Raw genomic sequence first — 24,820 nt, forward strand, 5'->3', positions numbered from 1 at the left:
TTACCTATTTTCTTTTAGCTTTAACAGCTAATTTTATTGCTTTTGCAAGTTCTTCAACTGATCTAAATTCAGTTTTTGTAACATCAAGACCTGCTTTTTTTAATTTATGAGCAAGTTTATATAATTTTGGTGGTTCTATTTCAATTTCTTCTAATAATTTATTATTAGAGAAAATTTCAAATGGAGTTCCTTTTGAAATAACTTTACCTTTATGCATAACAATTACTTGATCTGCAATTTGTAAAACATGATCCATATTATGAGTTACAATAATAATTCTCTTATTTTTTTCTTTATTTAATTTATTAAATAAATTCATAAAGTCTTCTTCACCTTGAGGATCTAAACCACCTGTTGGTTCATCAAGAACAAGTGTATTTCCATCCATTGCAATAATTCCTGCAATAGCAACTCTACGCTTTTGACCACCACTTAAATCAAATGGACTTCTTTTAGCATAATCTACTGGTAAATCTACCATCTTTAATAAGTCAGGAACTTTTTCAAAACTTTCCTTTTTATTTGCTCCTAGATTAATTGGTCCAAAAGAAATATCTTTTTCTATTGTATCTTGAAATAACTGATACTCTGGGAATTGGAATACTAATCCTACTTCCCTTCTTAATTCTTTAACCTGCTTAATTTTTTTAGTAGATGCAGGGATTTGAAAGTCTCCAATTTTTGTTCGTCCAGTTTCAGTTACTAATAATCCATTAGTTAATTGTATTAAAGTAGATTTACCACTACCTGTCATACCAATTACTGCTGTAATTTTTTTCTCTTCAATAATTAAATCAGTTCCATTTAAAGCTCTGAATTCGAACGGAGAGTTTTTGCTATATGTATAAGCAACTGACTCAAATTTAATTTCTCCATTAAAATCTCATTTTGGTTGACTTACCATTTTAAGTTTTCTTTTAAATTCTTTTTTAACTAAAGAGTCTTTTTTAGGTTGACTTATATATCATTGCTTAACTTCTTTAATTCTTTGAGGCATTAATTCTTTATCTTTTTTTATATCTGCCTTGATTTCTTTTTGATATTGGCTTTGATTTTTTTTATCTTCTTTAATTAATTTTTTTACTTCTTTGTGTCTTTTTTTTCTGCTTTTATTATCATGCTTTTGCTTTTCATTTAATTCTTTTAAATGAATTTTATATTCAACTTTATGTTCTTTTTTCTCTGCTAAAGCTTTTGCTTTTTGTTCTGGTGACATTCTTTTTATTTGAGACATATATTTTTCACCAACTCTTCCAAATTTGCACTTCCAGAGATTTTAAGCCCCTCGTTTTGCAAAGCCTCTTCAATTTGTGCTACAAAAGGAATATCTAAATGAATAGATCTCAAGAATTCTTTTTCAGATAGTATTTCCTTTGGTGAACCAAATTTAACTAATTCACCTTTATTCATAACCATAACTTTATCAGCATTTAAAATTTCATCCATATCATGAGTAATAGAAAAAATTGTTTTTTCTCTTGTATTTTTTAATTCTACCATAATTTCTTTTACTTCATTTTTTCCTTTTGGGTCCAACATACTTGTTGCTTCATCAAAAATTAATATATCTGGAGATAAAGCTAAAGCAGAAGCGATTGCAACTCTTTGTTTTTGACCACCACTTAGCATTAAAGGTTCGTGATCTAAGAATTCTTCCATTCTTACTTTTTTAGCAGATTTCATAATAATATCTGCCATTTTAGAAGGAGCAATTCTTCTATTTTCTAATCCAAATGCAATATCATCTCTTACAGTAGAACCAATAAATTGATTATCTGGATTTTGAAAGACAATACCTAAAAATTTACGAATCATATTTATATTATTTCTTGTAACTTTATTTCCATATACTTCAATAGAACCTACTGTTGGTTGTAAAACCCCAATAATAATTTTTGAAAGTGTAGATTTACCACTACCATTATGCCCAATAATAGCTACATAATCACCATGTTTAATTTCGACACTAACTCCATTAACTGCAAAAGGATGTCCTTCTCTATATCTAAACTTAATTTTTTCAAGTTTTAAAGCTGTATCAGATAACTTTGAAAGTAATCCTCCATGACCTCTGTCTTTAATAGCTATTTTTGATTCTTTATATAAAAAAACTGCTAACTTATACTCTTCAAATAATTTTCAATATTCTTTTGAGTTTTTAGAGGCTTTTTTTAATTCTTGCTTTGCTTTTATTACATTGTCAAAAAAGAAGCTATTATCAGAAACTTCCTTAAATTCTTTTTTTATTATTTTGTACTCATTTTCAGTTGCCTTAACAAAATCCATATCAACTTCACGTCTAGAAAACTTACTTCTTGCAATAATCATTTTTTGACTTGCTCGAATTAACTTATCATTATGTTCATTTAGTTTAAGCCTGAATTCATTTAATTTTTCAGTTGCATTTAAATTGTTGCTTGACATAGTATTACCTCTCATACATTTATTATTATATCAAATATAAATATTTAAACATTATTAGATTATAAAAAATATAATTTAGTAATATTTAAGCAGACAGATTTTTACTTAATTGGCTTAGAATATTTGTCTGCTTGTTGAAGACATTTTTTTATAATTTCTTCAAAATTATAATCTTGTAAAACTTTTTGACCTTCAATTGTTGAGCCATTAGGAACGCAAATACTTTTAATCATTTCTTTTAATTCCATCTGCGAATTGGCAGCATTGTTAATACTTCCAATTATTGACTGTTCAACAATTCTAAAGACTTTTTCCTTTTCAATACCATTCTTAATACCATAATCTGTAATTGCTTTAAAAAAAGTAAATACATAAGCTGGCAGACAACCAGAAATTGCTGTGAAAGTAGCAAAGTTTTTTTCTTCAATTACCTCTACAATACCACAACTTTCAAACATTTTAATAACAAAGTCTAATTCGTCTTTTGCAGCTTTATTATAGGCAATAGCTGTCACTGATTTTTGTATTGAAGCATTCATATTTGGCATTATTCTTATAATTTTTAAATTTTTCTGTTTTTCAAATCTTAACTTAATTTCTTCTATTTCTATAGCATTAACCATTGAAATAATAGTTTTATTTGTTAAGTCTAAGCTTTTTAAATTTTGACATACTTTATCAAAATCAATTGGCCTAACAGCAAAAATAATATAGTTTATATTTTTTGATACTATTTCTTCTAAATTATTTAAGGAATGAGCACCTTTTACAGATTTTATTACTTTTTCTTCTAAGTCCTTAAGTGTATCATAACCATAAAAATTTGCCTTAATTTGCTTATTTTTAAGCACTCCTTTAAACAAAGATGATCCCATATGACCTAAACCAATAAATAAAACATTGTTCATAAGCATGCCTCCTCATATATTATAAATCTTTTTATAATAGTGTATTCAAAGAAAAACAAATAAATAAAAAAACTCCTTTTAGGAGCTTTTTTTAGTATAAATAATTAAACTAACTCTATGATACACATTGGTGCATTATCACCACGACGGTTATCCAATTTAAGAATTCTTGTATAACCACCTTCTCTTGTTTTAAACCTTTTTGCAATTGTTGAAAACAATTTTTGTAATGCAGTTTCCTTTTCAGAAGCATCAACATGTCTTAATCAAGCAGCAGCTTGTCTACGAGCATGTAAGTCACCTCTTTTACCAAGTGTAACCATTTTGTCAAAGTGTTGTCTTAATTCTTTAGCTCTAGTTTCAGTAATTTCTAATCTTTCTGAAATTATTAGCTCTGTAGTTAAGTTTCTCATTAAAGCAACTCTTCAAGCAGTGTTTTTACCTCTTTTTTGAATATATGACATATAACTACACCTTCCTTCTAGTCTTGTTTAAAAGTTAATCCTAATTGAACAACTTTATCTTTAATTTCTTTTAATGATTTTCTACCCAAGTTTCTGATTTCTTGAATATCATCTTCAGTACGAGAAACTAAGTCACGCAATGAATTTATGCTTGCTCTTTTTAAACAATTTAAACTTCTTTGTGTAAAGTCTAAATCCTCAATTAAACGATCTAATTCTTTTTCATCTTCTTCATTTGTTGCCCCAATTACATTTAATTCATTAATTTCGTCATTTAGATTTACAAAGAATTGTAAGTGTTCAACTAATATTTTTGCAGCTGTTGCAACTGCATCACTTGCAGTAACAGTTCCATCAGTTTCAACTTCTAAAACAAGTTTTTCTAAATCTACTGATTTTCCAATTTTTGTTGCATCTACATGATATGCAACTTTAACAATTGGAGAATAATTTGAATCGATTGTAATTGCATCTGCAACTAATTTTTCTTTTTTATTATCTTTAAATGATCTATAACCTCTTGAGTTTTTTGCAAATAAAGTTAAATCTAAAACTCCACCATCTGCAATTGTACATATGTGTAATTCTGGATTCATAACTTCAACTCCAGTAGGTAAACTAATATCTCCTGCAGTTATTTTTCCAACTCTTGTAGAACTAACTTTTAATTCAACAAACTCTTCATCTTCAAATATTTTTGAATCTATTTTTAAAGCTAATTTTTTTAGATTTAAAATAATTCTACTTACATTTTCAACAATTCCATTTATTGATGTAAATTCATGGGCTGCACCTACAATTTTAATTGCATAAACAGCAGCTCCTGGTGTTGAAGAAATTAATGTTCTTCTAATTGCATTACCAAGAGTTGTTCCAAATCCTCTTTCAAGAGGTTCAACTTTAAATTCCCCATAGTTTCTGTTTTTCTCTTCTTTTAATAATTTAAATTCTGGTCTTGAAAATTGTTTCATATTCTTTTATTAACCTCTCGGGCGTTTACGTGGACGCACTCCATTGTGGGGAATTGGTGTTGTATCTTTAATTGAAGTTATTTCTAATCCGATACCCTGTAAACTTCTAACAGCAGCATCTCTTCCTGGGCCTGGACCTTTTACTTCAACAGCAATAGATTTAACTCCATTGTCCATTGCCCCTTTACCAGCAGCTTCAGCAATTAACTGAGCAGCATAAGGTGTTGATTTTTTACTTCCTCTAAATCCCATTACTCCAGCACTTGATCAAGCTATAACATTACCTTTTTCATCTGAAACAGTTACGATTGTATTGTTGAATGTTGAGTGAACGTGAGCTATACCTTTAGCAATATTCTTTTTAACTTTTTTCTTGTTGTTTTGTTTATTATTTGCCATAGTTTATACCTCTCTAACTATTTTTTCTTATTAGCTACAGTTTTTCGAGGACCTTTTCTTGTACGTGCATTTGTCTTAGTTGACTGTCCACGAACAGTAAGTCCTTTTCTGTGTCTCATTCCTCTGTAACATCCAATTTCCATTAAACGTTTAATGTTTAATGCTGTTTCTCTTCTTAAATCTCCTTCAGTTTTTACCTTAGAAATTTCTTGAGAGATTGATTTAATATTCTCTTCTGATAAGTCTTTAACTCTTGTATCTTCGCTTACTTTTGTAGCCTCAAGGATTTTTTGTGAAGTTGTTAAACCAATACCATAAATATAAGTTAGAGCAATAACTACTCTTTTTTCATTAGGTATTTCTACCCCATTTATACGAGCCATTATTAATTTCCTTTCTAATAAGATTAACCTTTTTTCATTTTATTAATAAATATTAATAAAATAATTAACCTTGTCGTTGTTTATGTTTTGGTTGTTCACAAATAATCATTACACGGCCTTTACGTCTTATTACACGACACTTGTCGCAAATTTTTTTGACAGATGATCTTACTTTCATCTTTTCTAACCTCCTGATTTTGTGTACTTAATTTATATTTACATTGTTGATTGAAATTACTTATTTACCATTTTTAAAACGATATGTAATTCTTCCACGTGTTGGGTCATATGGTGAAATTGCAACAGTAACTTTATCTCCTGGTAAGATGCGAATGTAATTCATTCGGATTTTACCAGACACGTGGGCGTCTATAACTATTTCATTTTCTAATTTCACCTTAAAAGTAGCATTCGGTAGTACCTCTAAAACGGTACCATCCACTTCTAAATAATCTTCTTTTGCCATTATTCTGTTTCCTCCTTGGTTTTAAATAAAGTTAATACCTCTGGATCTCCTTCAGTGATCAAAATAGTATGTTCAAAGTGGGCAGTCATGCTACCATCTTTTGATGACACTGTTCAATCATCATCAGCCACAATAGTTTTATCTGTTCCTATTTGAACCATGGGTTCAATACAAATAGCCATTCCTGGAACTAATCTCATTCCAGTATTTTCTATTCCTACATTAGGAACAAAGGGATCTTCATGCATTTCCAATCCAATACCATGTCCTGAATAATCTGTTGGCAAATGATAACCATTTTCTTCAATAAATTTTTGAACAGTAGAAGAAATAGTTCCGATGCGTACACCAGCTCTTACCTGCTCAATTGCCAAGTATAGTGACTTTTCAGTCAACTCTATTAGTTTATCATACTTTTTATCTTTTGAGTTACCACAAATTGCAGTTATTGCTGCATCTGCATGATATTTTTCAAAAACACATCCTGCATCAATTGATACAATATCTCCATCTTTTAATATTCTATTTCTAGGTATTCCATGAATTAATTGTTCATTAATTGATATACATATATGCGCGGGAAATCCACCATAACCTTTAAAATTACTTGTACAACCTTTTTGTGTAATAAAATCTATAAAAAATTTATCTAATTCCAAGCAATTAATGTCTGGTTTAATCATTTTTTTTAGCTCTTGTAAGGCTTCTCCAAGAACTCTTCCAGCATATCTCATTTTTTCAATTTGTTCAGCATTTTTAATTGTAATAGCCATTTATTAAAAACCCAAAACTTTTTCTACTCTAATATAAAGTTCTTCAGGTGAACAATTGTCAGCATCAATTTTAATTATTTTATCTTTATAAAATTTTATTAATGGTGCTGTTTGATTATGATATGCTTCTAATCTTATTTTTATTTTATCTTCTTGATCATCAGGGCGCACAATTAAAGCTCCATTATCAAAATCACAAATTCCTTCTTTTAAAGGTTTTCTAGTTATTCTATGATAACTTCTTTTGCAAATTTGACAAATCATTCTTCCTGTTAAACGACCCATTAAAGTGCTTTCATCAATATCTAAGTAAACCACTTGATCAATTTTTTCATCCAATTTTTCTAACATTTTGTCCAAAGCTAAAGCTTGATCATCTGTTCTTGGAAAACCATCAAAAATTAAATCCTGTTTTTTATCTTTAAGATATTTTTCAACCATTGAGTTTGTTATTGAATCTGGAACTAACTTTCCCTTATTTATAAACTCTTGAGCTTTTAAACCTAATTCAGTTTTATTTAGAATATTATCTCTAAATAAATCACCAGTTGAAAGTTGTGTAAAAGCCTTTTTCTCACAAAGAAACTCTGAAAGAGTTCCTTTACCACTACCTGGAGCACCAAGTAAAATTATATTCATAATTGCTATTTCTCCTTATTATCAAATATGTGAATTATAGGCAGATTCATTTTCACTAAATTTATCTTGTTTTTTATCCAAGAATGATTGTTGAATCAATCTACCTTTTAATTGCTGAACAGTTTGAATTGCAACTGATATTACAATTATTAAACCGGTTCCCCCAATAGCTAAGTGAGATGGTAAAGCTGTAATTTTTGAAATTACATAAGGAAGAACTGCAATTCCTGCAAGGAATAATGCTCCAATAATACTTAATCTATTAATTACCCCTGACAAGAATTTTTCAGTTTCTTTTCCGGGTTTAATTCCTGGAATAAATGTCCCAGATTTTTTAAAGTTTTCTGTAATTTTTTCAGGATTAATTTGTACTTGTGCATAAAGGAAAGTAAATAGAATTGTTAGTATTCCATAAATTGCAATTCCTCACCAAGTACCAAATGATAAGTAGTTTTGTGTAAACAACACAAAACCATTATTTGGGTTTGTAGCTGCAATAATTTGAGCAACTGTCATTGGCGTTGAAATTATAGCTGAGGCAAAAATAACTGGAATAACCCCTGCATTATTTAATTTCAATGGCAGATATGGGGTGTGATCTTTTGTATCAACTAATCCCGCACCAGTTTGTTGAATTGGAATTTTTCTTTCAGCTTCATTCATTAATACAACAACAAAAATAACTAACAAGAATGAAATAATATATATTAGGAATTTCAATAATCCATCAAATAGAATTGTTGATTCTCCTTTTACTTCAACTCAGAATTTAAATGTGTTTGTAAAGTTATTTGGCATTTGTGAAACAATACCTGTAAAGATAATAATTGAAACCCCGTTACCAATACCTTTAATTGTTATTTGATCTGAAATTCATAACATTAAGAATGTTCCACCAAGCATTACTGTTGGTACTAATATGTAATAAAATCATGCAGGTCCAGTTCCTTGTGCATTTGTACCTCATTTAGCATCAATTAGTCCTTGACTTGTTAATGTAAAGATTGTAGCTACAGATTGCATTAAAGCAAATGGAATTGCTAATAACTTGGTTAACCTATCTAATTTTCTTCTTCCTCTTTCACCAGATTTACTTCATCTTGTTAAAACAGGAATAACATCAGTTGAAAGCAATTGAACAATAATTGAAGCCGTAATATAAGGTGAAACACCTAATGCCAATATTGAGAATTGTCCAATACTTCCCCCCCCTAAAGTTGATAGCAATTGGAAAAAGTCTTGATTGCCAACTGATTCTTTAAAGTTTGCAGAAACTTGAACTCCAGGAACTGTTAATAAAGTCCCCATTCTAATTATTATTAATACTATTAAAGTAAAAACGATTCGTTTAACAAGGTCTTTGTTTCTAACAAAGAAGCCACCTTTAGCGAATTCGTTTTTATATTTAGTTTTTTTAGCCTTTTTAGTTTTATTAACTTTAGCAGCCACCTAAATCACCTCTATAGTACCACCAGCAGCTTTGATTAACTCTTCAGCGCTTTTTGATACTTTATTTACTTTAACTTTTATTGACTTAGTAATTTTACCATTTCCTAGTACTTTTACTAATGTTTTTTCATTTTTAATAATTTTTTTCTCCATTAAAGTTTTGTGATTTACTTCAGTTAACCCTAATGTTTCTAATTTATCTAAATTAATTAATACAAACTCTTTTCTGTTTAAGCTTGTAAAACCTATTTTAGGTAATCTTCTGAATAAAGGAGTTTGTCCCCCTTCAAATCCAGGTCTTACCCCTCCACCAGAACGTGAATTTTGACCTTTATGTCCTCTAGTTGATGTTTTACCTTTACCAGAAGCCATACCACGACCAACACGTGTTGAGTCTTTTTTACTTCCTGGTGTAGATTTTAATTCATGTAATTTCATAAATAATTACTCCTTCTTAAGCTATTGTAGCTTCTTTAGTTTCTTTTTTAACTTCAACTTGAGTTCCACGTAATCTTGCAATTTGTTCTGGTGTTTGCATTTGTTGTAAACCTTCTAATGTAGCTCTTATCATATTGATAGGTGTATTTGATCCCAATGATTTTGTATAGATATCTGAAATTCCAGCTAATTCAACAACAGCACGAACTGGACCACCAGCAATAACTCCTGTACCTTTTCTTGCAGGCTTAATCATAACTTTTCCAGCACCATAATGTCCCATAACATCATGAGGTACTGTAGAACCTGCTAATGGAATTCTAATTAAAGATTTTCTTGCTTCTTTAATAGCTTTCTTAATTGCATCTGGTACTTCGTTAGCTTTTCCTGTTCCTAACCCAACTCTACCTTTTTTATCACCAATAACTACAACTGCTGCAAATCTGAATCTACGTCCACCTTTTGTAACTTTTGTAACACGGTTGATAGTAACAACTCTTTCTTCATAAGGGTTGTCTTCTCTGTTTCTGTTGAATTTTGGATCTCTTCTTTGTCCGTTAGGTCTATTGTTATTGTTATTGTTTGGTCTAGTTTCTCTTTTGTCTTGGTTGCTTGAATCTACTTTTGGAGTTGATTCAGTTTTAACAACTTTTGTTTCTTCTGTCATTTTTTCTTAATCTCCTTCTAGAATTTCATACCATTTTCTTTTGCAGATTCTGCAAAAGCTTTTACTTTACCATGGAATAAATATCCACCTCTATCAAATACTACATTAGTTATTTTTTTACTTTTTGCTTTTTCAGCAATATCTTTTCCCACAGCTTTAGCTGCATCAACGTTACGTCCGTTTTTAAATCCCATTTTTATTGAAGATGATGATACTAATGTAACACCACTTGCATCATCAATTATTTGAGCATAGAAGTATGAGTTTGATTTAAATACATTTAATCTTGGTTTAGCACTAGTTCCAGACACTTTATTTCTTACTCGATAGTGTCTTCTTTTTCTAGCTTCTGCTTTAGTGTATTTCATATTTACTTCTCCTTAGCAACAGCCTACTTACCAGCTGCTTTACCTTCTTTTCTAATGATTTTTTCATCTTTGTATTTAACACCCTTACCTTTATAAGGTTCTGGTCTTCTATATGCTCTAATATTTGCTGCTACTTCTCCAACTAATTGTTTATCAATTCCTGATATTTTAATTTCTGTTGGTTTTGGGATTTCTACTAAAATTCCTTTTGGAACTTCGTATTCTACAGGGTGTGAAAACCCTAATGATAAGTTGATTTTATTGCCAGCTAATGCTGCACGATAACCAACCCCAACAATTTCAAGCTCTTTTACAAATCCTTCACTAACTCCAGTTAACATTCCTTTAATTAATGAGTTTGTAGTTCCATGTAATTGTTTTGTGTGTTTTTGTTCGTTTTTTCTAAGAGTTTGTAATTCACTACCTTCAACTTTAATTTCAATTAAAGGGCTGAAAGTTTGAATTAATTCACCTTTTGATCCTTTTATAGTTACAACGTTATTTGTTTCAACTTTAACCTCTACTCCGGCGGGAATACTTAATACTCTGTTTCCTATACGTGACATATATTAATTCCTCTCCTTATCAAACAAATGCTAGAACCTCTCCACCAATGTTTTGGTGACGAGCTTCCTTATCTGTCATTATTCCGTTTGAAGTTGAAACTATTGCAATACCCAAACCGTTTAATACTTGAGGTAAGTCATGAGAATTTGAGTAAACTCTTAATCCTGGTTTTGAAATTCTTTTTAATCCTTTAATAACTCTAATTTTTCCCTTGTATTTTAAGCTTATAGTAATGTCTTTCTTAAAGTCATCTGCAACTTTGAAGTCTTCGATGAAACCTTCTTTTTTAAGAATGTTTGCTATTTCTAATTTTACTTTGCTTCCTGGAATTAGAACGTCTTTGTGAAAACGTTGGTTTGCATTTCTAATTCTAGTAAGCATATCTGCGATTACATCTGTTGTCATAATTTCTTTTTCCTTTCACTATCATGAAGCTTTCTTAATACCAGGGATTTGACCTTTGTATGCTAAATCTCTGAAGCATACACGGCATAGATTAAATTTTTTCAAAACTGAATGTGGTCTACCACAATTCCCACAACGTGTGTATTCTCTAACTTTGAATTTTTGGACTTTTGCTTGTTTTACTTTTAATGATTTTTTTGCCATTTTATCCTATTCTCCTCAATTACTTAACGAAGGGCATTCCTATTTTTTGTAATAATGAGAATGCATCGTCCTTTTGGTTTGCTGTTGTAACTATTGTGATATCCATTCCACGAACTTTTTTAACTTTATCATAGTCTATTTCGGGAAAGATGATTTGTTCTTTGATACCCATTGTGTAGTTTCCTTGTTTATCAAAACTAGTTTTTGGTACCCCTCTAAAGTCACGCACACGTGGTAACGCAACTGAAATTAATTTATCTAAAAATTCATACATTCTTTTTCCTCTTAAAGTAACTTTTGCTCCAATTGGCATACCTTCACGCAATTTGAATACAGCTAAAGATTTTTTAGCCTTAGTTACAAGAGGTTTTTGTCCTGTAATTTGTTGTAATTCGATTACTGCATCATCTAATTTCTTAGTGTCTTGTACAGCATCTCCAATACCCATGTTGATAACGACTTTTGCTATTTTTGGAACTTGCATGATTGATTTGTATTGCTTTTCTTTAAATAATTCTGGGACGATTTTTTCTTTATATTTTTGTTCTAATCTATTAACATTTGCTTTTGCCATATTAACTTATCCCTTCCCTATTTAACTTCTACGCCAGATTTTTTAGCAATTCTAACTTTTTTTCCATCTGCAATTTTGTATCCAATTTTTGTAAAGCCATTTTTATTTTTTGGATCAACCAATGAAACATTTGAAATATCTACTGATGCAGGTATTTCTTTCATTCCACCTTCTTGATCTGTTTGTGAAGGTTTAGCATGTTTTATTGCAACAATTCCTTCAACGTAAACTCTTTTTTTATCCTTTGATACTTTAACTACTGGTCCAATTTTTCCTTTGTGATTTCCGGCGATAACTTTTACAACATCTCCTCTTAAGATTTTTGATTTATTCATAAAAGTTCTCCTTCTATAGCACTTCGGGAGCTAGAGAGGCAATTTTTGCAAATCCAGCATCCTTTACTTCACGTGCGATTGGACCAAAGATACGAGTACCTCTTGGTGTTTTATCATCTTTGATGATTACTGCAGCATTTTCAGAAAACTTAATGTATGTACCATCAGCTCTTCTTAAACCTCTTACAGTTCTAACAATAACAGCTTTAATAACTTGACCTTTTTTAACAGTTCCACCAGGAGCTGCTGATTTAACAGTTGCAACAACAATATCACCAATATTTGTGAATTTTCTAACACTTCCACCTAAATTACGAATAACTAATATTTCTTTAGCACCTGAGTTATCAGCGACTTTTAATCTTGATTCATTTTGTATCATTCTGTCGTACCTCTTAAATTAAATAATTGCTTTTTCAACAACTCTAACAAGTCTAAAGTTTTTAGTTTTACTCATTGGGCGAGTTTCCATAATTTCAACTCTGTCTCCCATTTGAGCACTCGAATTTTCATCGTGCGCTTTGTATTTTTTTGAATACTTAACACGCTTCTTGTAAATTGGGTGGTTTTTATATGTTTCAACTAATACGGTAATAGTTTTATCCATTTTGTCTGAAACTACTCTACCAGTATAAGTTTTTCTTAAATTTCTTTCCATGGTTATTTAGCTCCTTTAATTAATGATCTTGCTGCTTGTTGCTTAGCTGCTTTTCTTTCAGCTAATTTTTTATTAGCTTCTTCAATTTGTCTTCTTGCTTCTACTACATTTGATCCAAATGTATATGTTTTAGCATTAGCTGGTTTTTTTGAAAGTTTCAAGTCAATACCTTCAATACGATCACCTTTAATTACCCCAACCTTAGCTGATTTAATATTCACATCTTTTAATGATGCTTTTCCTTTTCCAGTTGCTTTTGCTTCTCCAGCTGGAACAACTTTGCTACTTACTTTTGTACTAGCTGGTTTAGGTTTAGCAACCACTTCCTTTTTAGGAGCAGGAGCTGGTTTAGGTTTAGGTTTAGCAACCACTTCCTTTTTAGGAGCAGGAGCTGGTTTAGGTTTAGCAACTACTTCTTTTTTAGGAGCAGGAGCTGGTTTAGGTTTAGCAACCACTTCCTTTTTAGGAGCAGGAGCTGGTTTAGGTTTAGCAACTACTTCCTTTTTAGGAGCAGGAGCTGGTTTAGGTTTAGCAACTACTTCTTTTTTAGGAGCAGGAGCTGGTTTAGGTTTAGCAACTACTTCCTTTTTAGGAGTAGGAGCTGGTTTAGGTTTAGCAACCACTTCTTTTTTAGGAGCAGGAGCTGGTTTAGGTTCAACAACTACTTCTTTTTTAGGAGCAGGAGCTGGTTTAGGTTCAACAACTACTTCTTTTTTAGGAGCAGGAGCTGGTTTAGGTTCAACAACTACTTCTTTTTTAGGAGCAGGAGCTGGTTTAGGTTCAACAACTACTTCCTTTTTAGGAGTAGGAGCTGGTTTAGGTTCAACAACTACTTCCTTTTTAGGAGCAGGAGCTGGTTTTTCTTCTTTAACTTCTATTTCAATTGGTTCTTTTGGTTCCTCAGTTGCATTTTGCATTGCTGTCATAATTGCATCCTCTGAAACTTGTTCTCCAGTTCCAAATTGCTCTTGTTGAAGTTTTTCAATCATGTCCTTATGTTTTTTACGCACTTCTTTACCAGCTTTTTCAGCTTCAACAACTGCTTTTGAATAATCTGCTTTAATAGTTTTATTTATTTCTTCTCCAGCTGATCTTCTTTCACCTAATAACATTTCAATTCTTGCAATGTCTTTTCTAAGTGAAGGGATTCTGTGAGTTTGTTCTAAACTACCTACAGCAGCTTGAAATTTAAGAGCGAATAATTCAGCACGGCGATCTTCACCAAGTTTGATTAAATCTTCCACTGATTTTGTTCTTAATTCTATCATGAAGTCTACTGCTTTAGACATTATTCATCACCTCTCTTAACGATTTTGCAACGCACTGGTAATTTATGCATTGCTAAACGTAAGGCTTCACGAGCAACTTCTTCTGAAACTCCACCAACTTCAAACATGAATTGGCCAGTTTTAACAACTGCTACTCATTCTTCAGGAGATCCTTTCCCTGAACCCATACGTACTTCTAATGGCTTTTTAGTTATTGCCATATGAGGGAATATTCTAATTCAAACTTTACCAAAACGTTTCATATAACGTGTCATAGCAATACGAGCCGCTTCTATCTGTCTTGAAGTAATTCAATTACCATCTAATGACATCAATCCGTACTCACCAAATGCGATAAATTTTCCACCTTTTGCTTTTCCTTCGTAACTCACTCTGTGAGGACGACGGAATTTAACTCTTTTGGGCATTAACATAACTATTTAACCTCCCTTGGTGTTCTTTGAGGTTTTTTGTCCTCAATCGCTTTCGAATTGCTTTGGTTTTGTTTTCCTATAATTTCCCCGTGGTTAATTCAAACCTTAACCCCGATTTGTCCATATGTAGTTCTTGCTTCATATAGAGCATAATCAATATCACTTCTTAAAGTTGATAATGGTACTGAACCTTCAAGGTAACCTTCAGTACGAGCCATTTCAACTCCTCCAAGTCTTCCAGAAACTGCAGTTTTAATTCCTTTAGCTCCAGCTTTTAAAGCTTTTCTAATAGCTAATTTTTGTACAGTTCTAAATGATGCACGATTTGTAATTTGTTCTCCAATAAATTGTGCAACCAATTTTGCATCAACATCTGGATTTTTTATTTCAATTACTTTAACCTTTACATCAGCTTTTCTATCTTTTATTGTTTTTCTAACTGTTAAAACGATATTTTCAACATTTTTACCTTCTTGTCCAAGAACAATAGCTGGACGTGCAGAACGAATTACTAGAGTGATTTCTTTTTTAGTTCTTTCGATTTCAATTTTTGAAACAGCAGCGTTTTTTAATTGTTTTTCAACAGCTTTTCTAATTTTGATATCTTGATGCAATCACTTAACATATTCACCTTTTTCAGCATATCAGCGGTTATCTCAACCTCTAATAATACCTATTCGTAAAACATTTGGAGATACTTTTTGTCCCATACTCTATAATTCCCTTCTATCTTTCGTCGCTAACCACTATTGTAATATGGCTAGTTCTTTTCAAAATTTCATAAGCTCTTCCGTGAGCTCTTGGTCTAAAACGTTTTAATGTTGGTCCTTCATTTACGAAGATTGTTTTAACAAATAATTGATCAGCTTCCATACCGTTATTGTTAACAGCATTTGCTACAGCTGAGTTTAATAATTTTAATACTGGTTCTGAAGATCTTTTGTCTTGGTTTTGAAGAATTGCTACAGCTTCTGATATTTTTTTACTTCTGATAGTGTCCGCTACTAGTCTAACTTTTCTTGGTGAGATTCTAATCATTGTTAATTTTGCTTTTGCTTCCATATTTTGAAACTCCTATTTCCTAATGATTATTTTTTCTTTTTCTTATCATCACCATGACCACCAAACTTACGTGTTGGTGAAAATTCTCCTAATTTGTGACCTACCATATCTTCTGTAACATAAACTGTGATAAATTCTTTTCCGTTGTAAACTCCAAATGTGTGACCAACAAAGCTTGGAAAGATTGTTGAACGACGTGATCAAGTTTTAATAATTTCTTTTTTTTCACCTATTGCTTCAACTTTTTTAATTAAATAGTCATCTGCAAAGGGACCTTTTTTTAATGATCTTGACATTTCATAATCCTCCTATTTGTTATCATTTCTTCTTCTTACTATTAATTTAGTAGAAGCTTTCTTTTTATCACGTGTTTTTACACCAAGAGCTTTTTTACCTCATGGTGTTAATGGAGCTTTACGTCCAATTGGAGCACGACCTTCTCCCCCTCCGTGAGGGTGATCGATTGGGTTCATAACAGAACCACGAACAGTTGGTCTAATTCCCCTTCAACGATTTCTTCCAGCTTTTCCTCAGTTTACTAAATTATATTCTTCATTTCCTACTTCACCAATTGTTGCATAACATTCGGCAAGTACTTTTCTAACTTCTCCTGAACCTAAACGTAAAGTGATGTATTTACCTTCTTCATCTTTACCTAAAATTTGTACTGAACTTCCTGCACTACGTGCGATTTGTCCACCTTTTCCTGGTCTTAATTCAACATTGTGAATTAATGTTCCTTCAGGAATATTTTTTAGTGGTGCTGCATTACCAGTTTTGATATCTGCATTTTCACTAGAAATTACTTCTTGTCCTACTTGCATTCCTTTTGCAAATAAGATGTATCTTTTTTCCCCATCGATATAATTTACTAAACAAATAAATGAATTTCTGTTTGGATCATATTCAATAGTTGCGATTTTTCCAGCAATATCTAATTTATTACGTTTGAAATCGATGATACGATATTTTCTTTTATGTCCTCCACCTTTATGGCGAGTAGTTATTTGACCGTGATTATTTCTTCCAGCCTTTTCATTTAGTTTTGAAACTAATGAACCTTCCGGCTTTGAAGTTGTAAGGATACTATAATCTAAGCTAGTCATGTTTCTACGACCGTTGGTCGTAGGCTTATATTTTTTGATTGGCATAATATATCCTCCTGTTTTCGCCTAATCTTTTCCATCTCTTAATAATTAATTTCTTAATTTTATAAGTCTGATAAGATATCTAATGTTTCTCCATCTTTTAATACTATTACAGCTTTTTTAAAAGATGCTTTTGTTCCAACATATTTACCCATTCTTTTTTCTTTTCCGTCATAGTTCATAGTTCTTACATCTTTAACTTTGACTTTAAATATTTCTTCGAATGTTTTTTTAATTAGAGTTTTGTTAGCTTTTTTATCAACAATGAATGTGTACGCACCATTTTGTTGACCTAAATAAGTCTTTTCAGTTAACAAAGGTTTTTTAATAACTTGTGTTAAATGCATTATGCATACACCTCCTCGATTTTATTAACAGTTTCTTCAGTAACAACCAATTTAGTTGCATTTAATAAATCAAATATATTCATTTTTTGGAAGTCTAATGTTTTAACTCCTGGAATGTTACCTGCTGATTTAACAACTATTTCTTCGTGTTCTTTAGTTACTATTAATGTCTTTTGATCTTCAATTTTAATATTTTTCATAACACTTAGCATTTCTTTTGTTGAAGGTTTTGAGAATGCAAATTTATCTAAAATTACTAAATTTAATTCTTTAGCTTTAATACTTAAAGCACTTCTAATTGCTAATTGTCTAACTTTTTTATTTACAGCTTTTTTGTAGTTAATGTTTGGTGTAGGACCAAATACAATTCCCCCACCTCTTCATTGTGGAGATCTAATTGATCCTTGACGGGCACGTCCTGTACCTTTTTGTCTTCAAGGTTTTCTACCTCCACCACGTACTTCTGCTCTAGTTTTTGTTTTTCTTGTTCCTTGTCTTAATGCAGCTTGTTGTGAAACAACTGTATCAAAAATAGCTTGTTGATGAGGCTCTACACCTCAAACTTTATCGTTTAATGTAATTTCTTTAAGAGATGTTCCCTTAACATCTAAAACTTTTGCTTTCATGTTAATTCTTTCCCCCTAATTATTCAGCTGCAGGAGCTGTTTCTTCAACTACAGGAGCTGGAGTTGGTTCAACTACAGCTTTAGTAGCAGTGTTTCTTGATAACAATGAAACAGCCTCTTGCGCTTTTCTACCTTTAACGTTTTGTTTAATTACAACAAAGCCTTTTCTTGGACCCGGAACAGATCCTTTAACTAAAACTAAATTTTTTTCAGCATCAATTTTTACTACTTCTAAGTTTTGGATTGTCACTTGTTCATGTCCCATGTGACCTGCCATTTTTTTAGATTTGAAGATTCTGTTAATAATTGCTCCCATTGACCCGATACCTCTGTGATATCCTGACCCGTGACCCATTGGTCCTCTTGAATAATTATGTCTTTTAATTGCTCCTGCAAATCCTTTACCTTTTGATATACCTGTAACGTCCACAAATTCACCAGCGTTGAATACGTCGGCTGCATTAATTACTGCACCAGTTTCGTATCCTTCCATATCTCTGATTTCTTTTACGAAGCGCTTAGGTTCTGAGTTAACTTTTTTAAATTGACCCATATCTGGTTTATTAAATAAGTTAGCTCTTTTATCGATTGTTCCCAATTTTAATGCTTGGTATCCGTCTTTTTCTACTGATTTTACTTGTAAAACTGTGTTTTGTTCTACTGCAATAACAGTGACCGGAATTAATTTACCATTTTCACTAAAGATTTGAGTCATCTCTAACTTACGTCCTAAGATTCCTTTCATGATATTTCCTCCTGTTTTTTTTATGATGTTCATGTATATCTTGATCGTCTACTATAATTTAATTTCGATGTTAACACCAGTTGGTAATTGAACTCTTGTTAATGAGTCCATTGTTTTTGGTGTTGGTTCAACTATCTCAAGTATTCTTTTATGTGTTCTCATTTCGAACTGCTCTCTACTATCTTTATATTTATGAGTAGCTCTTAATATTGTTATAATTTGCTTTTCTGTTGGTAATGGAATTGGTCCACGAACTTTAGCTCCAGTTGATTCAGCTGCTTCAATAATTTTTGCAATTGATTGATCAACAATAGCGTGGTCGTAACCTTTTAATTTTATTTTTATTTTTTGTTGAGCCATTAGGTCCTCCTTCAACATTGACAACCCTTTCCAGTGTGTTGTCTAAATGAACATAAAATATACATGCTTTCCAATTATCACACAACATTAATGGAAAAGCAATAAGAAAATTAAAAAAGATTAAATTAATTAAATAATTGTACTGTTCCTTTTTTTCGGACACCTATATTTTATAACTAACTCTATTAGTATTATAAAAATATTGATACATTTTCAAATTATAAATATATTCATTTACAACATTGTATTTATAACCTTCCTTGATTGCTTCTCTTTTAAGAGTGCTTCAAAAACCTTCAATATATCCATTGTCCGTTGATCTGCCTATTCTAGACATACTTAAACCAAAATCAAATCACATTGTAGCTAAACGATATTGATAAGATTTAAATTCTGAACCGTTATCAGAGTGAATAATTGAGTTTGGTTTAAATGTTCCAAACTCATTAATCATATTAAAAAATGACTCTAATACTAATTTCATACCTTTAATATTTTTAGTTACCAAACCATAAACTTTTTTAGTGTTTACATGATAAAAAGCGCAAGTATATAGTTTGCATCCTGCTATTATTTTCTCTGTAATATCTACAGAGAAAATATCTCCATAATTTTTCGAATCTGTTTGATATTTAAATAATCTAGGATACTTACCAATTTTTTCTGGAGTAACTGATTTATTCTTTTGTATTTTATAGTTATTAGGTTTTAACTTTAGAAACTTCATTATTCGCAGAACTTTTTTATGACTACAATTTAAATTTAAATACTTCAATAATCTTCTAGATCCATAGATTTTAACTTCATTTTTATAAACATCATTAATTCTCAAAACCAAATCTCAATTAATAGCCTTAATTTTTGGTTTACCTTTTGATATTCAATCATAGTAAGTACTTTTTGCTAGATCAATTAGTCTACAAAGTCTTCTAATTGCAATATTTGGGTTTTTAATTGTAAAGTTATAAACTACTTTTGATTTAAATGTGTTTAACTCTCACTTATTTACTTCTTTCTATCAATCAATTCTCTTAATTCTTTAAACATTTCATCTCTTAATTTTAAATCTTCACTTTCTCTTTTTGATTTTTTAAGCCCTTTTTTTAAATTTATAATCTCCTCATTATTTGCTTTAAAGGACTTTTTGAAGCCACTTCTTCCATTTTCATCATAGGTTTTTATTCAGTTTTTTAATCTTGATTTATCAATTCCTACTGCTTTTGAATATTGTGATAATAACAAATTTGATTTATAAAAATTTAATACTAATTCAATTTTTTGATCGATTGAATACTTAGTCAAAATAAAACCTCTCTTCGTTCACAAATATTTTATATCAATATATAAAGTATTTTTAAAATGTGTCCGAAAAAAGGTTACACTACAAATTAATTAAATAATAGCAATTTAGATTAATTTTTCATTTTATTAACTTTTAAAATGAGAAAAATCGACCAAAGTCGATTTTTAATGTCTACTCATTTCCTATTAAAGAAGCTAATTTAACTCTTCTAATAGATAACATAATTACTGTATAACCTAATAAGAATATTGCTAATCCTACAATAAAGACAATAGGCATAATTGTTCAACCCATTATCATTGGCACTGCAATATCAAGTGAAAGCAGTATTTGAGGGACTAAATAACTTATTAAAAGTCAAATAATTGTTATTCCCAATGCCACACCAATTGCAGCTATAGGTAAGAATATTCACATAATAATAGAGTTAATTTCTCTCATTGAATATCCTTGAATTCGCATATAGCTCATAAATCGCTTATATCTTCCTATAAACATTTCAGTAATTAGATAAATTATAATAATAGCTGTTATTAATGATAATGAAACAAATATAACAGAGATAGATATTACTGAAGTAATAAGATTACTCATAGCCATTTTTTTCATTTGAATATAGTCTGTATAACCAATTGATTGGTCCATGTATTTTGCAAATCCATCAGTTGCATTATTTGCATTAAATGGTGATAATAAAATTCTTTGCATTTGATCAGCATTTTGTATATTTGAACTCATTTTAGCATTACTTCAAATATTTACTGAAGAACCATTCTCAAACTCTCTTCTAGTATCAAAACCTTCTTTTACACCCATTAGCTCATTGGCATATAATTGATCCATGTACAATTTATTTCCATCATACAATTCCTCTACTCCTACAACTTTTGCTTTTCTTGGTGCAGAGTCCACAATTTTATTTACTAATAAACCTTTTTTTAGTGCAATATTTAATCAGCTATTTGTTCCCCCTAACAAGGTTTCTATCCCTATTTCAGTTGGAACACCATCTTCATATTTATAGATATCAAAAGGATTAACAATATAATTATCCGAATCTTCTCTATAAATTGAGTTTAAATCCTTATTTGAATATTGTTGATACTCATCATTAACTTCATCAAACAATTCCTGATTAAGCAATTTTTTTGGAAGTGACAATTGAATATCTGCCATATTGTAATAAGGCTCATAAATACTACCATTTTTAAAATAAAAGTCATGGTTGATAGCATAAGTGAACTTATCTAAATCCATTTCAAAGAGATTTTTATCTTTGAATTTTCATAAACTAGAGTCTAATTCGTTTATTGAGCTATTTTCACCTACAGTTGCTAATAAATTTTGTGAAGTTTTTAAATTAAACTCATTACCAACTTTTAATCCCTCTAACTCTCCCTTTTTATTAATTAAAACTGGAATATAGTCTAAAGAGCTATTATATTTAATTTTATTTTCATTTTTTATTAATAAATTTTTTGAGCTTTCCTCTATTAAATCCAAACCATAAACTGTGTATTTTGCTTGATTATTATTATCAATAGTTGATTCAACTCTTGTATACATTTGATCTAATTCTTTATCAACTGAGATAGTAGAAAAATTAAATGAGAAATTTTTAAACTCTTTATCGTCTTTATCTCAAAGTTCTTTTATAGTAGAAGGAAGAATATTATTAGAAACACTTTTTATACAATCATTATAATCATTAATATCACTAATAGGAGCTTGACCAAATAATGTAGGAATTACTTGACAAGAAATATTATTAAAATTTTTCTCTACAATTTTATCATTTTTAATAATCTCTGACTCTATTTTTACTAGTTCATCCATTACACCTGTTGATAAAACTGCTCCTTTAAAAGGCAATAAATTATTAAATAATATATCCTCAAAGTTTTTCTTAAATGCTAGGCCATTATCCCCCTTTCAAATATCAACTTCCAATAATGTTCTATAATCCTCTTCTTTAACCTTTATGAAAGTATTAAATAAAGATGCCTCTAAATTACTTTTACTTTTGTTATCTTCATCCATTTGATAGAATGAGTATCTTGTTATAGGATTATTTACAACTATTTTTGAATAAGTAAAATCATTATTGTATTTAATGCTTTTGTAAAACTCATTTGACATATTTTTCATAGTATTTGGTGCCACAGAAGCTAAAGTTATTACTGAGCTTGAGAATAATAATATTGTAAAGAAAACTACTAAATCTTTTATAGCAGTTGACAATATTACCAATCTTAATTTTGAAGTAAAACTAATTCCCTTTATTTTTGAAAAACTTTTTGATAAAAATATATTGGGTTTATGACTTTTGCTTGGTGCTAATAAGATAAGGGGGGATTGTTTTACAGTAAAATAACTTGTAAAAAATACCATTAAACTTACAATTCCTAAAAAAGAAAATAGCTCAACTAGTAATAACTTCCAATCAATTAAGAATACAGATGGAATATTAAAGTATCTCTCAAAAATTCCAATTAAAGAACCTTGTAAGAATAAACTAATAAATCATCCAATTGGAACAAGTATTAAAATAGGAAAAGTCATATATAAAATATAGTTAATTATTATTTTTGAGTTTGAAACTCCCAAAGCTTTTAAATTACCTATTTGACTTCTTTGTGAAGCCAAAACCCTTTTAAATATATTGTATACAACAAAAGCCAAAGCACTTGCAAAAATAATACAGAAAACTATTGCTAATGAATAAAATGCTTTAACAACACCTGGAAATAAACTACTTCTCATATTTACTAATGTTGTATCATTGTATGATTCGATATTAGATCTTGATAAATTTTCAGAATAATCTTTATTTTCTATTTTCTCAGTAATTTTTCCTAAATTTAAAACATTATCCGCAAAATAAGTTTGAAACAATTTTATATCATTATCCATGTTTTTTTTATCAGAATTTTCATAAGTTAAATATGTACGACTAACATCTTGATAACTAGTTTCTCCTGCATCTTTATTAAACTCTTGCTCAAATGCCGAGTTACTTATATAAAAAATTGCTTCATTTTTTTGGTCTGTTAATAAATCCTCTTCATATATCGTTGGATAAACATTTAATGAATCCACACCAATACCATCCATTACATATGATCCCTTATTATTTTTAAGATTTATATCATAACTTTTACCCAGTTCCATTTTATTATATTTTGCATATCCATTGGAAACTACAAATGAATTTGATGTAAAACTGTCTTCTCTATAAGTTTTTTTATATAAATTAAATATATCATCATTATAAAAATGAACATTATAACTATCACTATCTTTTTTAAGAGTATTATAAAATGCTGAAATATACCTAAATTTTTTTCCACTGGAGTCTCATTTTACTGCCTCATTAGTTGACCTTACCTTAAAATTTGATAAGTTTCCTAACAAACTAAAATAATTTATAAATCAGTCTCTATGAGTAATATTATTACTTAAAATCTGATAACCATTAATGTTATAACTGGTTTTAAATAAAGTTTTTGAGTCAAATTTTTTAATGTAAAAACTAGCTCTTTCTTTAAGAAGGTTATTCTCTTGAATATCATTTTCACCATTAAGTTTTGGTTCAATCAATGAAAATATATAATTATTGTTTTTATCAATAAAACCAATTCCCTTATTAATACTTAGTTCAATTTCTTCTTTTTTATTATCTGAATTATTATAAATTTCAATAATATCTTTTTTTATAATATCTGTTAGCACAGAATTATTTAAGTAAAACATATATTCAAAGATATTTAGAGCCGTTTTTTTAGCATCCTCAGTCAATTCCTTATCTTCAAAATAATTATGTTTTTTGTATAATTCTCCAATTAATGAGTTTTCAAAATTTTTTGCTTTTTTGTTAAATTTATATAAATCTCCAAATTCAGCTTTCCTAACTACTTCTATCTTTTGTTCAATTGTAAAGTTTGTTATAGCTTGATTTTCATTTGGTAAATACTTTTTATTACTATTATTAATCTCCAAATTTGACTCTACATCACCAAAGTGAAAATTTATATGTTTCTTATTCTTATCTTCAAAAATAGAAGATTCATAACATTGATTTTGATAATTATCACAGCCTTCAATAAATTCATATCTCTTTAATATTTCATTTTCTCCAAAACGAAGTGTTGGAAAAAAGTTACCACTTTTATCTTCAACTAATTCTGTATTAAATGCAAATCACGGAGTAAAAGTTTGTGTATCATTAGATTTATAAGCACTAGATGTGTATCTAAAAGAATAATCAAACTTTTCAAAATTTCTATTTATATTATTATTTGTACCAATTAAATTTGAAGAAACAATACCAAAAGTGGACGTAAATATAACAGCGATTGTAATAAGTACTAAATATATCCCAAACTGGATATAATCTTTTAATAATTTTCTTAAACCATTTTTAAATAAAAGCATT

34 protein-coding genes and 1 pseudogene are annotated in these 24,820 nt (G+C 29.8%); all 35 read right to left on the bottom strand.

Annotated elements, in window-relative coordinates; translation table 4 throughout:
* Positions 1–4: 4 nt before the first annotated feature.
* Positions 5–904, bottom strand: a complete 900-nt coding sequence (locus AAHM99_RS03210; protein WP_425288803.1) for an energy-coupling factor transporter ATPase — start codon at positions 902–904, stop codon at positions 5–7.
* 317 nt (positions 905–1,221) lie between these two features.
* A complete protein-coding gene (locus AAHM99_RS03215; protein ID WP_342275312.1) occupies positions 1,222–2,424 on the bottom strand; it encodes an energy-coupling factor transporter ATPase in 1,203 nt (400 codons plus the stop codon).
* Between the two features lie 101 nt (positions 2,425–2,525).
* Positions 2,526–3,332: a pyrroline-5-carboxylate reductase family protein gene (locus tag AAHM99_RS03220; RefSeq protein ID WP_342275313.1), complete on the bottom strand. Its 807-nt coding sequence runs from the start codon at positions 3,330–3,332 to the stop codon at positions 2,526–2,528.
* Positions 3,333–3,436: 104 nt separating this feature from the next.
* Positions 3,437–3,796, bottom strand: coding sequence for a 50S ribosomal protein L17 (rplQ, locus tag AAHM99_RS03225; protein WP_053946566.1), 360 nt, complete (start codon positions 3,794–3,796; stop codon positions 3,437–3,439).
* 17 nt (positions 3,797–3,813) lie between these two features.
* Entirely contained in the window at positions 3,814–4,767 is a 954-nt protein-coding gene (locus AAHM99_RS03230) for a DNA-directed RNA polymerase subunit alpha (RefSeq protein ID WP_339033991.1), read from the bottom strand.
* A gap of 9 nt (positions 4,768–4,776) precedes the next feature.
* Entirely contained in the window at positions 4,777–5,166 is a 390-nt protein-coding gene (gene rpsK / locus AAHM99_RS03235; RefSeq protein ID WP_339030141.1) for a 30S ribosomal protein S11, read from the bottom strand.
* 17 nt (positions 5,167–5,183) lie between these two features.
* A complete protein-coding gene (rpsM, locus tag AAHM99_RS03240) occupies positions 5,184–5,549 on the bottom strand; it encodes a 30S ribosomal protein S13 (protein WP_339030139.1) in 366 nt (121 codons plus the stop codon).
* A gap of 64 nt (positions 5,550–5,613) precedes the next feature.
* Positions 5,614–5,727, bottom strand: coding sequence for a 50S ribosomal protein L36 (gene rpmJ, locus AAHM99_RS03245; protein WP_020834730.1), 114 nt, complete (start codon positions 5,725–5,727; stop codon positions 5,614–5,616).
* A 60-nt stretch (positions 5,728–5,787) separates the two neighbouring features.
* Entirely contained in the window at positions 5,788–6,015 is a 228-nt protein-coding gene (gene infA, locus AAHM99_RS03250; RefSeq protein WP_053946570.1) for a translation initiation factor IF-1, read from the bottom strand.
* Entirely contained in the window at positions 6,015–6,788 is a 774-nt protein-coding gene (gene map / locus AAHM99_RS03255) for a type I methionyl aminopeptidase (RefSeq protein ID WP_342275314.1), read from the bottom strand. The genes infA and map overlap by 1 nt, the downstream gene beginning before the upstream one ends.
* A 3-nt stretch (positions 6,789–6,791) precedes the next feature.
* Positions 6,792–7,427 (bottom strand): adenylate kinase, encoded by a 636-nt coding sequence (locus AAHM99_RS03260; RefSeq protein ID WP_342275315.1) that lies wholly within the window; start codon positions 7,425–7,427, stop codon positions 6,792–6,794.
* Positions 7,428–7,445: 18 nt separating this feature from the next.
* The gene (secY, locus tag AAHM99_RS03265) at positions 7,446–8,876 is read right to left on the bottom strand and encodes a preprotein translocase subunit SecY (RefSeq protein ID WP_342258815.1); all 1,431 of its coding nucleotides are present in this window, start codon (positions 8,874–8,876) and stop codon (positions 7,446–7,448) included.
* Positions 8,877–9,314, bottom strand: a complete 438-nt coding sequence (rplO, locus tag AAHM99_RS03270) for a 50S ribosomal protein L15 (protein ID WP_053946574.1) — start codon at positions 9,312–9,314, stop codon at positions 8,877–8,879.
* A 16-nt stretch (positions 9,315–9,330) separates the two neighbouring features.
* Complete coding sequence (rpsE, locus tag AAHM99_RS03275) at positions 9,331–9,981, bottom strand: 30S ribosomal protein S5 (RefSeq protein WP_342258814.1); 651 nt, start codon at positions 9,979–9,981, stop codon at positions 9,331–9,333.
* 17 nt (positions 9,982–9,998) lie between these two features.
* The gene (gene rplR / locus AAHM99_RS03280; protein ID WP_339030127.1) at positions 9,999–10,349 is read right to left on the bottom strand and encodes a 50S ribosomal protein L18; all 351 of its coding nucleotides are present in this window, start codon (positions 10,347–10,349) and stop codon (positions 9,999–10,001) included.
* 23 nt (positions 10,350–10,372) lie between these two features.
* Positions 10,373–10,915, bottom strand: a complete 543-nt coding sequence (rplF, locus tag AAHM99_RS03285; protein WP_342275316.1) for a 50S ribosomal protein L6 — start codon at positions 10,913–10,915, stop codon at positions 10,373–10,375.
* A 16-nt stretch (positions 10,916–10,931) separates the two neighbouring features.
* A complete protein-coding gene (rpsH, locus tag AAHM99_RS03290) occupies positions 10,932–11,321 on the bottom strand; it encodes a 30S ribosomal protein S8 (RefSeq protein ID WP_342258812.1) in 390 nt (129 codons plus the stop codon).
* A gap of 18 nt (positions 11,322–11,339) precedes the next feature.
* Positions 11,340–11,525 (bottom strand): type Z 30S ribosomal protein S14, encoded by a 186-nt coding sequence (locus tag AAHM99_RS03295; protein WP_053946578.1) that lies wholly within the window; start codon positions 11,523–11,525, stop codon positions 11,340–11,342.
* Between the two features lie 19 nt (positions 11,526–11,544).
* Positions 11,545–12,099: a 50S ribosomal protein L5 gene (gene rplE / locus AAHM99_RS03300; RefSeq protein WP_342258811.1), complete on the bottom strand. Its 555-nt coding sequence runs from the start codon at positions 12,097–12,099 to the stop codon at positions 11,545–11,547.
* 17 nt (positions 12,100–12,116) lie between these two features.
* Positions 12,117–12,434 carry a 50S ribosomal protein L24 gene (gene rplX, locus AAHM99_RS03305; RefSeq protein WP_339034008.1) on the bottom strand — a complete coding sequence of 106 codons (318 nt, stop codon included), beginning with the start codon at positions 12,432–12,434 and terminating at the stop codon, positions 12,117–12,119.
* Between the two features lie 13 nt (positions 12,435–12,447).
* Positions 12,448–12,816, bottom strand: coding sequence for a 50S ribosomal protein L14 (rplN, locus tag AAHM99_RS03310; RefSeq protein ID WP_053946581.1), 369 nt, complete (start codon positions 12,814–12,816; stop codon positions 12,448–12,450).
* Between the two features lie 18 nt (positions 12,817–12,834).
* Complete coding sequence (rpsQ, locus tag AAHM99_RS03315) at positions 12,835–13,092, bottom strand: 30S ribosomal protein S17 (RefSeq protein WP_339030116.1); 258 nt, start codon at positions 13,090–13,092, stop codon at positions 12,835–12,837.
* An 884-nt stretch (positions 13,093–13,976) separates the two neighbouring features.
* A pseudogene (rpmC, locus tag AAHM99_RS05655) lies at positions 13,977–14,360 on the bottom strand (50S ribosomal protein L29); the annotation flags it as partial.
* Positions 14,361–14,380: 20 nt separating this feature from the next.
* Positions 14,381–14,794 carry a 50S ribosomal protein L16 gene (gene rplP / locus AAHM99_RS03325; protein ID WP_053946583.1) on the bottom strand — a complete coding sequence of 138 codons (414 nt, stop codon included), beginning with the start codon at positions 14,792–14,794 and terminating at the stop codon, positions 14,381–14,383.
* A 2-nt stretch (positions 14,795–14,796) separates the two neighbouring features.
* A complete protein-coding gene (rpsC, locus tag AAHM99_RS03330) occupies positions 14,797–15,504 on the bottom strand; it encodes a 30S ribosomal protein S3 (protein ID WP_342275318.1) in 708 nt (235 codons plus the stop codon).
* Between the two features lie 16 nt (positions 15,505–15,520).
* A complete protein-coding gene (rplV, locus tag AAHM99_RS03335) occupies positions 15,521–15,856 on the bottom strand; it encodes a 50S ribosomal protein L22 (RefSeq protein WP_339030110.1) in 336 nt (111 codons plus the stop codon).
* A gap of 26 nt (positions 15,857–15,882) precedes the next feature.
* Positions 15,883–16,152: a 30S ribosomal protein S19 gene (rpsS, locus tag AAHM99_RS03340; RefSeq protein ID WP_339030108.1), complete on the bottom strand. Its 270-nt coding sequence runs from the start codon at positions 16,150–16,152 to the stop codon at positions 15,883–15,885.
* Between the two features lie 12 nt (positions 16,153–16,164).
* Positions 16,165–17,007: a 50S ribosomal protein L2 gene (gene rplB / locus AAHM99_RS03345; protein WP_342258807.1), complete on the bottom strand. Its 843-nt coding sequence runs from the start codon at positions 17,005–17,007 to the stop codon at positions 16,165–16,167.
* A gap of 59 nt (positions 17,008–17,066) precedes the next feature.
* Positions 17,067–17,351, bottom strand: a complete 285-nt coding sequence (rplW, locus tag AAHM99_RS03350) for a 50S ribosomal protein L23 (RefSeq protein WP_339030104.1) — start codon at positions 17,349–17,351, stop codon at positions 17,067–17,069.
* Positions 17,351–17,977 (bottom strand): 50S ribosomal protein L4, encoded by a 627-nt coding sequence (gene rplD / locus AAHM99_RS03355; protein WP_342258806.1) that lies wholly within the window; start codon positions 17,975–17,977, stop codon positions 17,351–17,353. Before rplD ends, rplW begins: the two co-directional genes overlap by 1 nt.
* A gap of 19 nt (positions 17,978–17,996) precedes the next feature.
* Positions 17,997–18,722, bottom strand: a complete 726-nt coding sequence (gene rplC / locus AAHM99_RS03360) for a 50S ribosomal protein L3 (protein ID WP_425288799.1) — start codon at positions 18,720–18,722, stop codon at positions 17,997–17,999.
* A 51-nt stretch (positions 18,723–18,773) separates the two neighbouring features.
* Positions 18,774–19,082 (bottom strand): 30S ribosomal protein S10, encoded by a 309-nt coding sequence (gene rpsJ, locus AAHM99_RS03365; RefSeq protein WP_020834754.1) that lies wholly within the window; start codon positions 19,080–19,082, stop codon positions 18,774–18,776.
* Between the two features lie 163 nt (positions 19,083–19,245).
* Positions 19,246–19,809, bottom strand: a complete 564-nt coding sequence (locus tag AAHM99_RS03370; protein ID WP_342275319.1) for a DDE-type integrase/transposase/recombinase — start codon at positions 19,807–19,809, stop codon at positions 19,246–19,248.
* A 278-nt stretch (positions 19,810–20,087) separates the two neighbouring features.
* The gene (locus AAHM99_RS03375; protein ID WP_342274827.1) at positions 20,088–20,384 is read right to left on the bottom strand and encodes a transposase; all 297 of its coding nucleotides are present in this window, start codon (positions 20,382–20,384) and stop codon (positions 20,088–20,090) included.
* A gap of 172 nt (positions 20,385–20,556) precedes the next feature.
* Positions 20,557–24,819, bottom strand: coding sequence for an FtsX-like permease family protein (locus AAHM99_RS03380; RefSeq protein WP_342275320.1), 4,263 nt, complete (start codon positions 24,817–24,819; stop codon positions 20,557–20,559).
* Position 24,820: the final 1 nt, after the last annotated feature.

Origin of the sequence: Spiroplasma endosymbiont of Cantharis lateralis (genome assembly GCF_964030855.1) — a bacterium.
Taxonomy (GTDB): domain Bacteria; phylum Bacillota_I; class Bacilli_A; order Mycoplasmatales; family Mycoplasmataceae; genus Spiroplasma_A.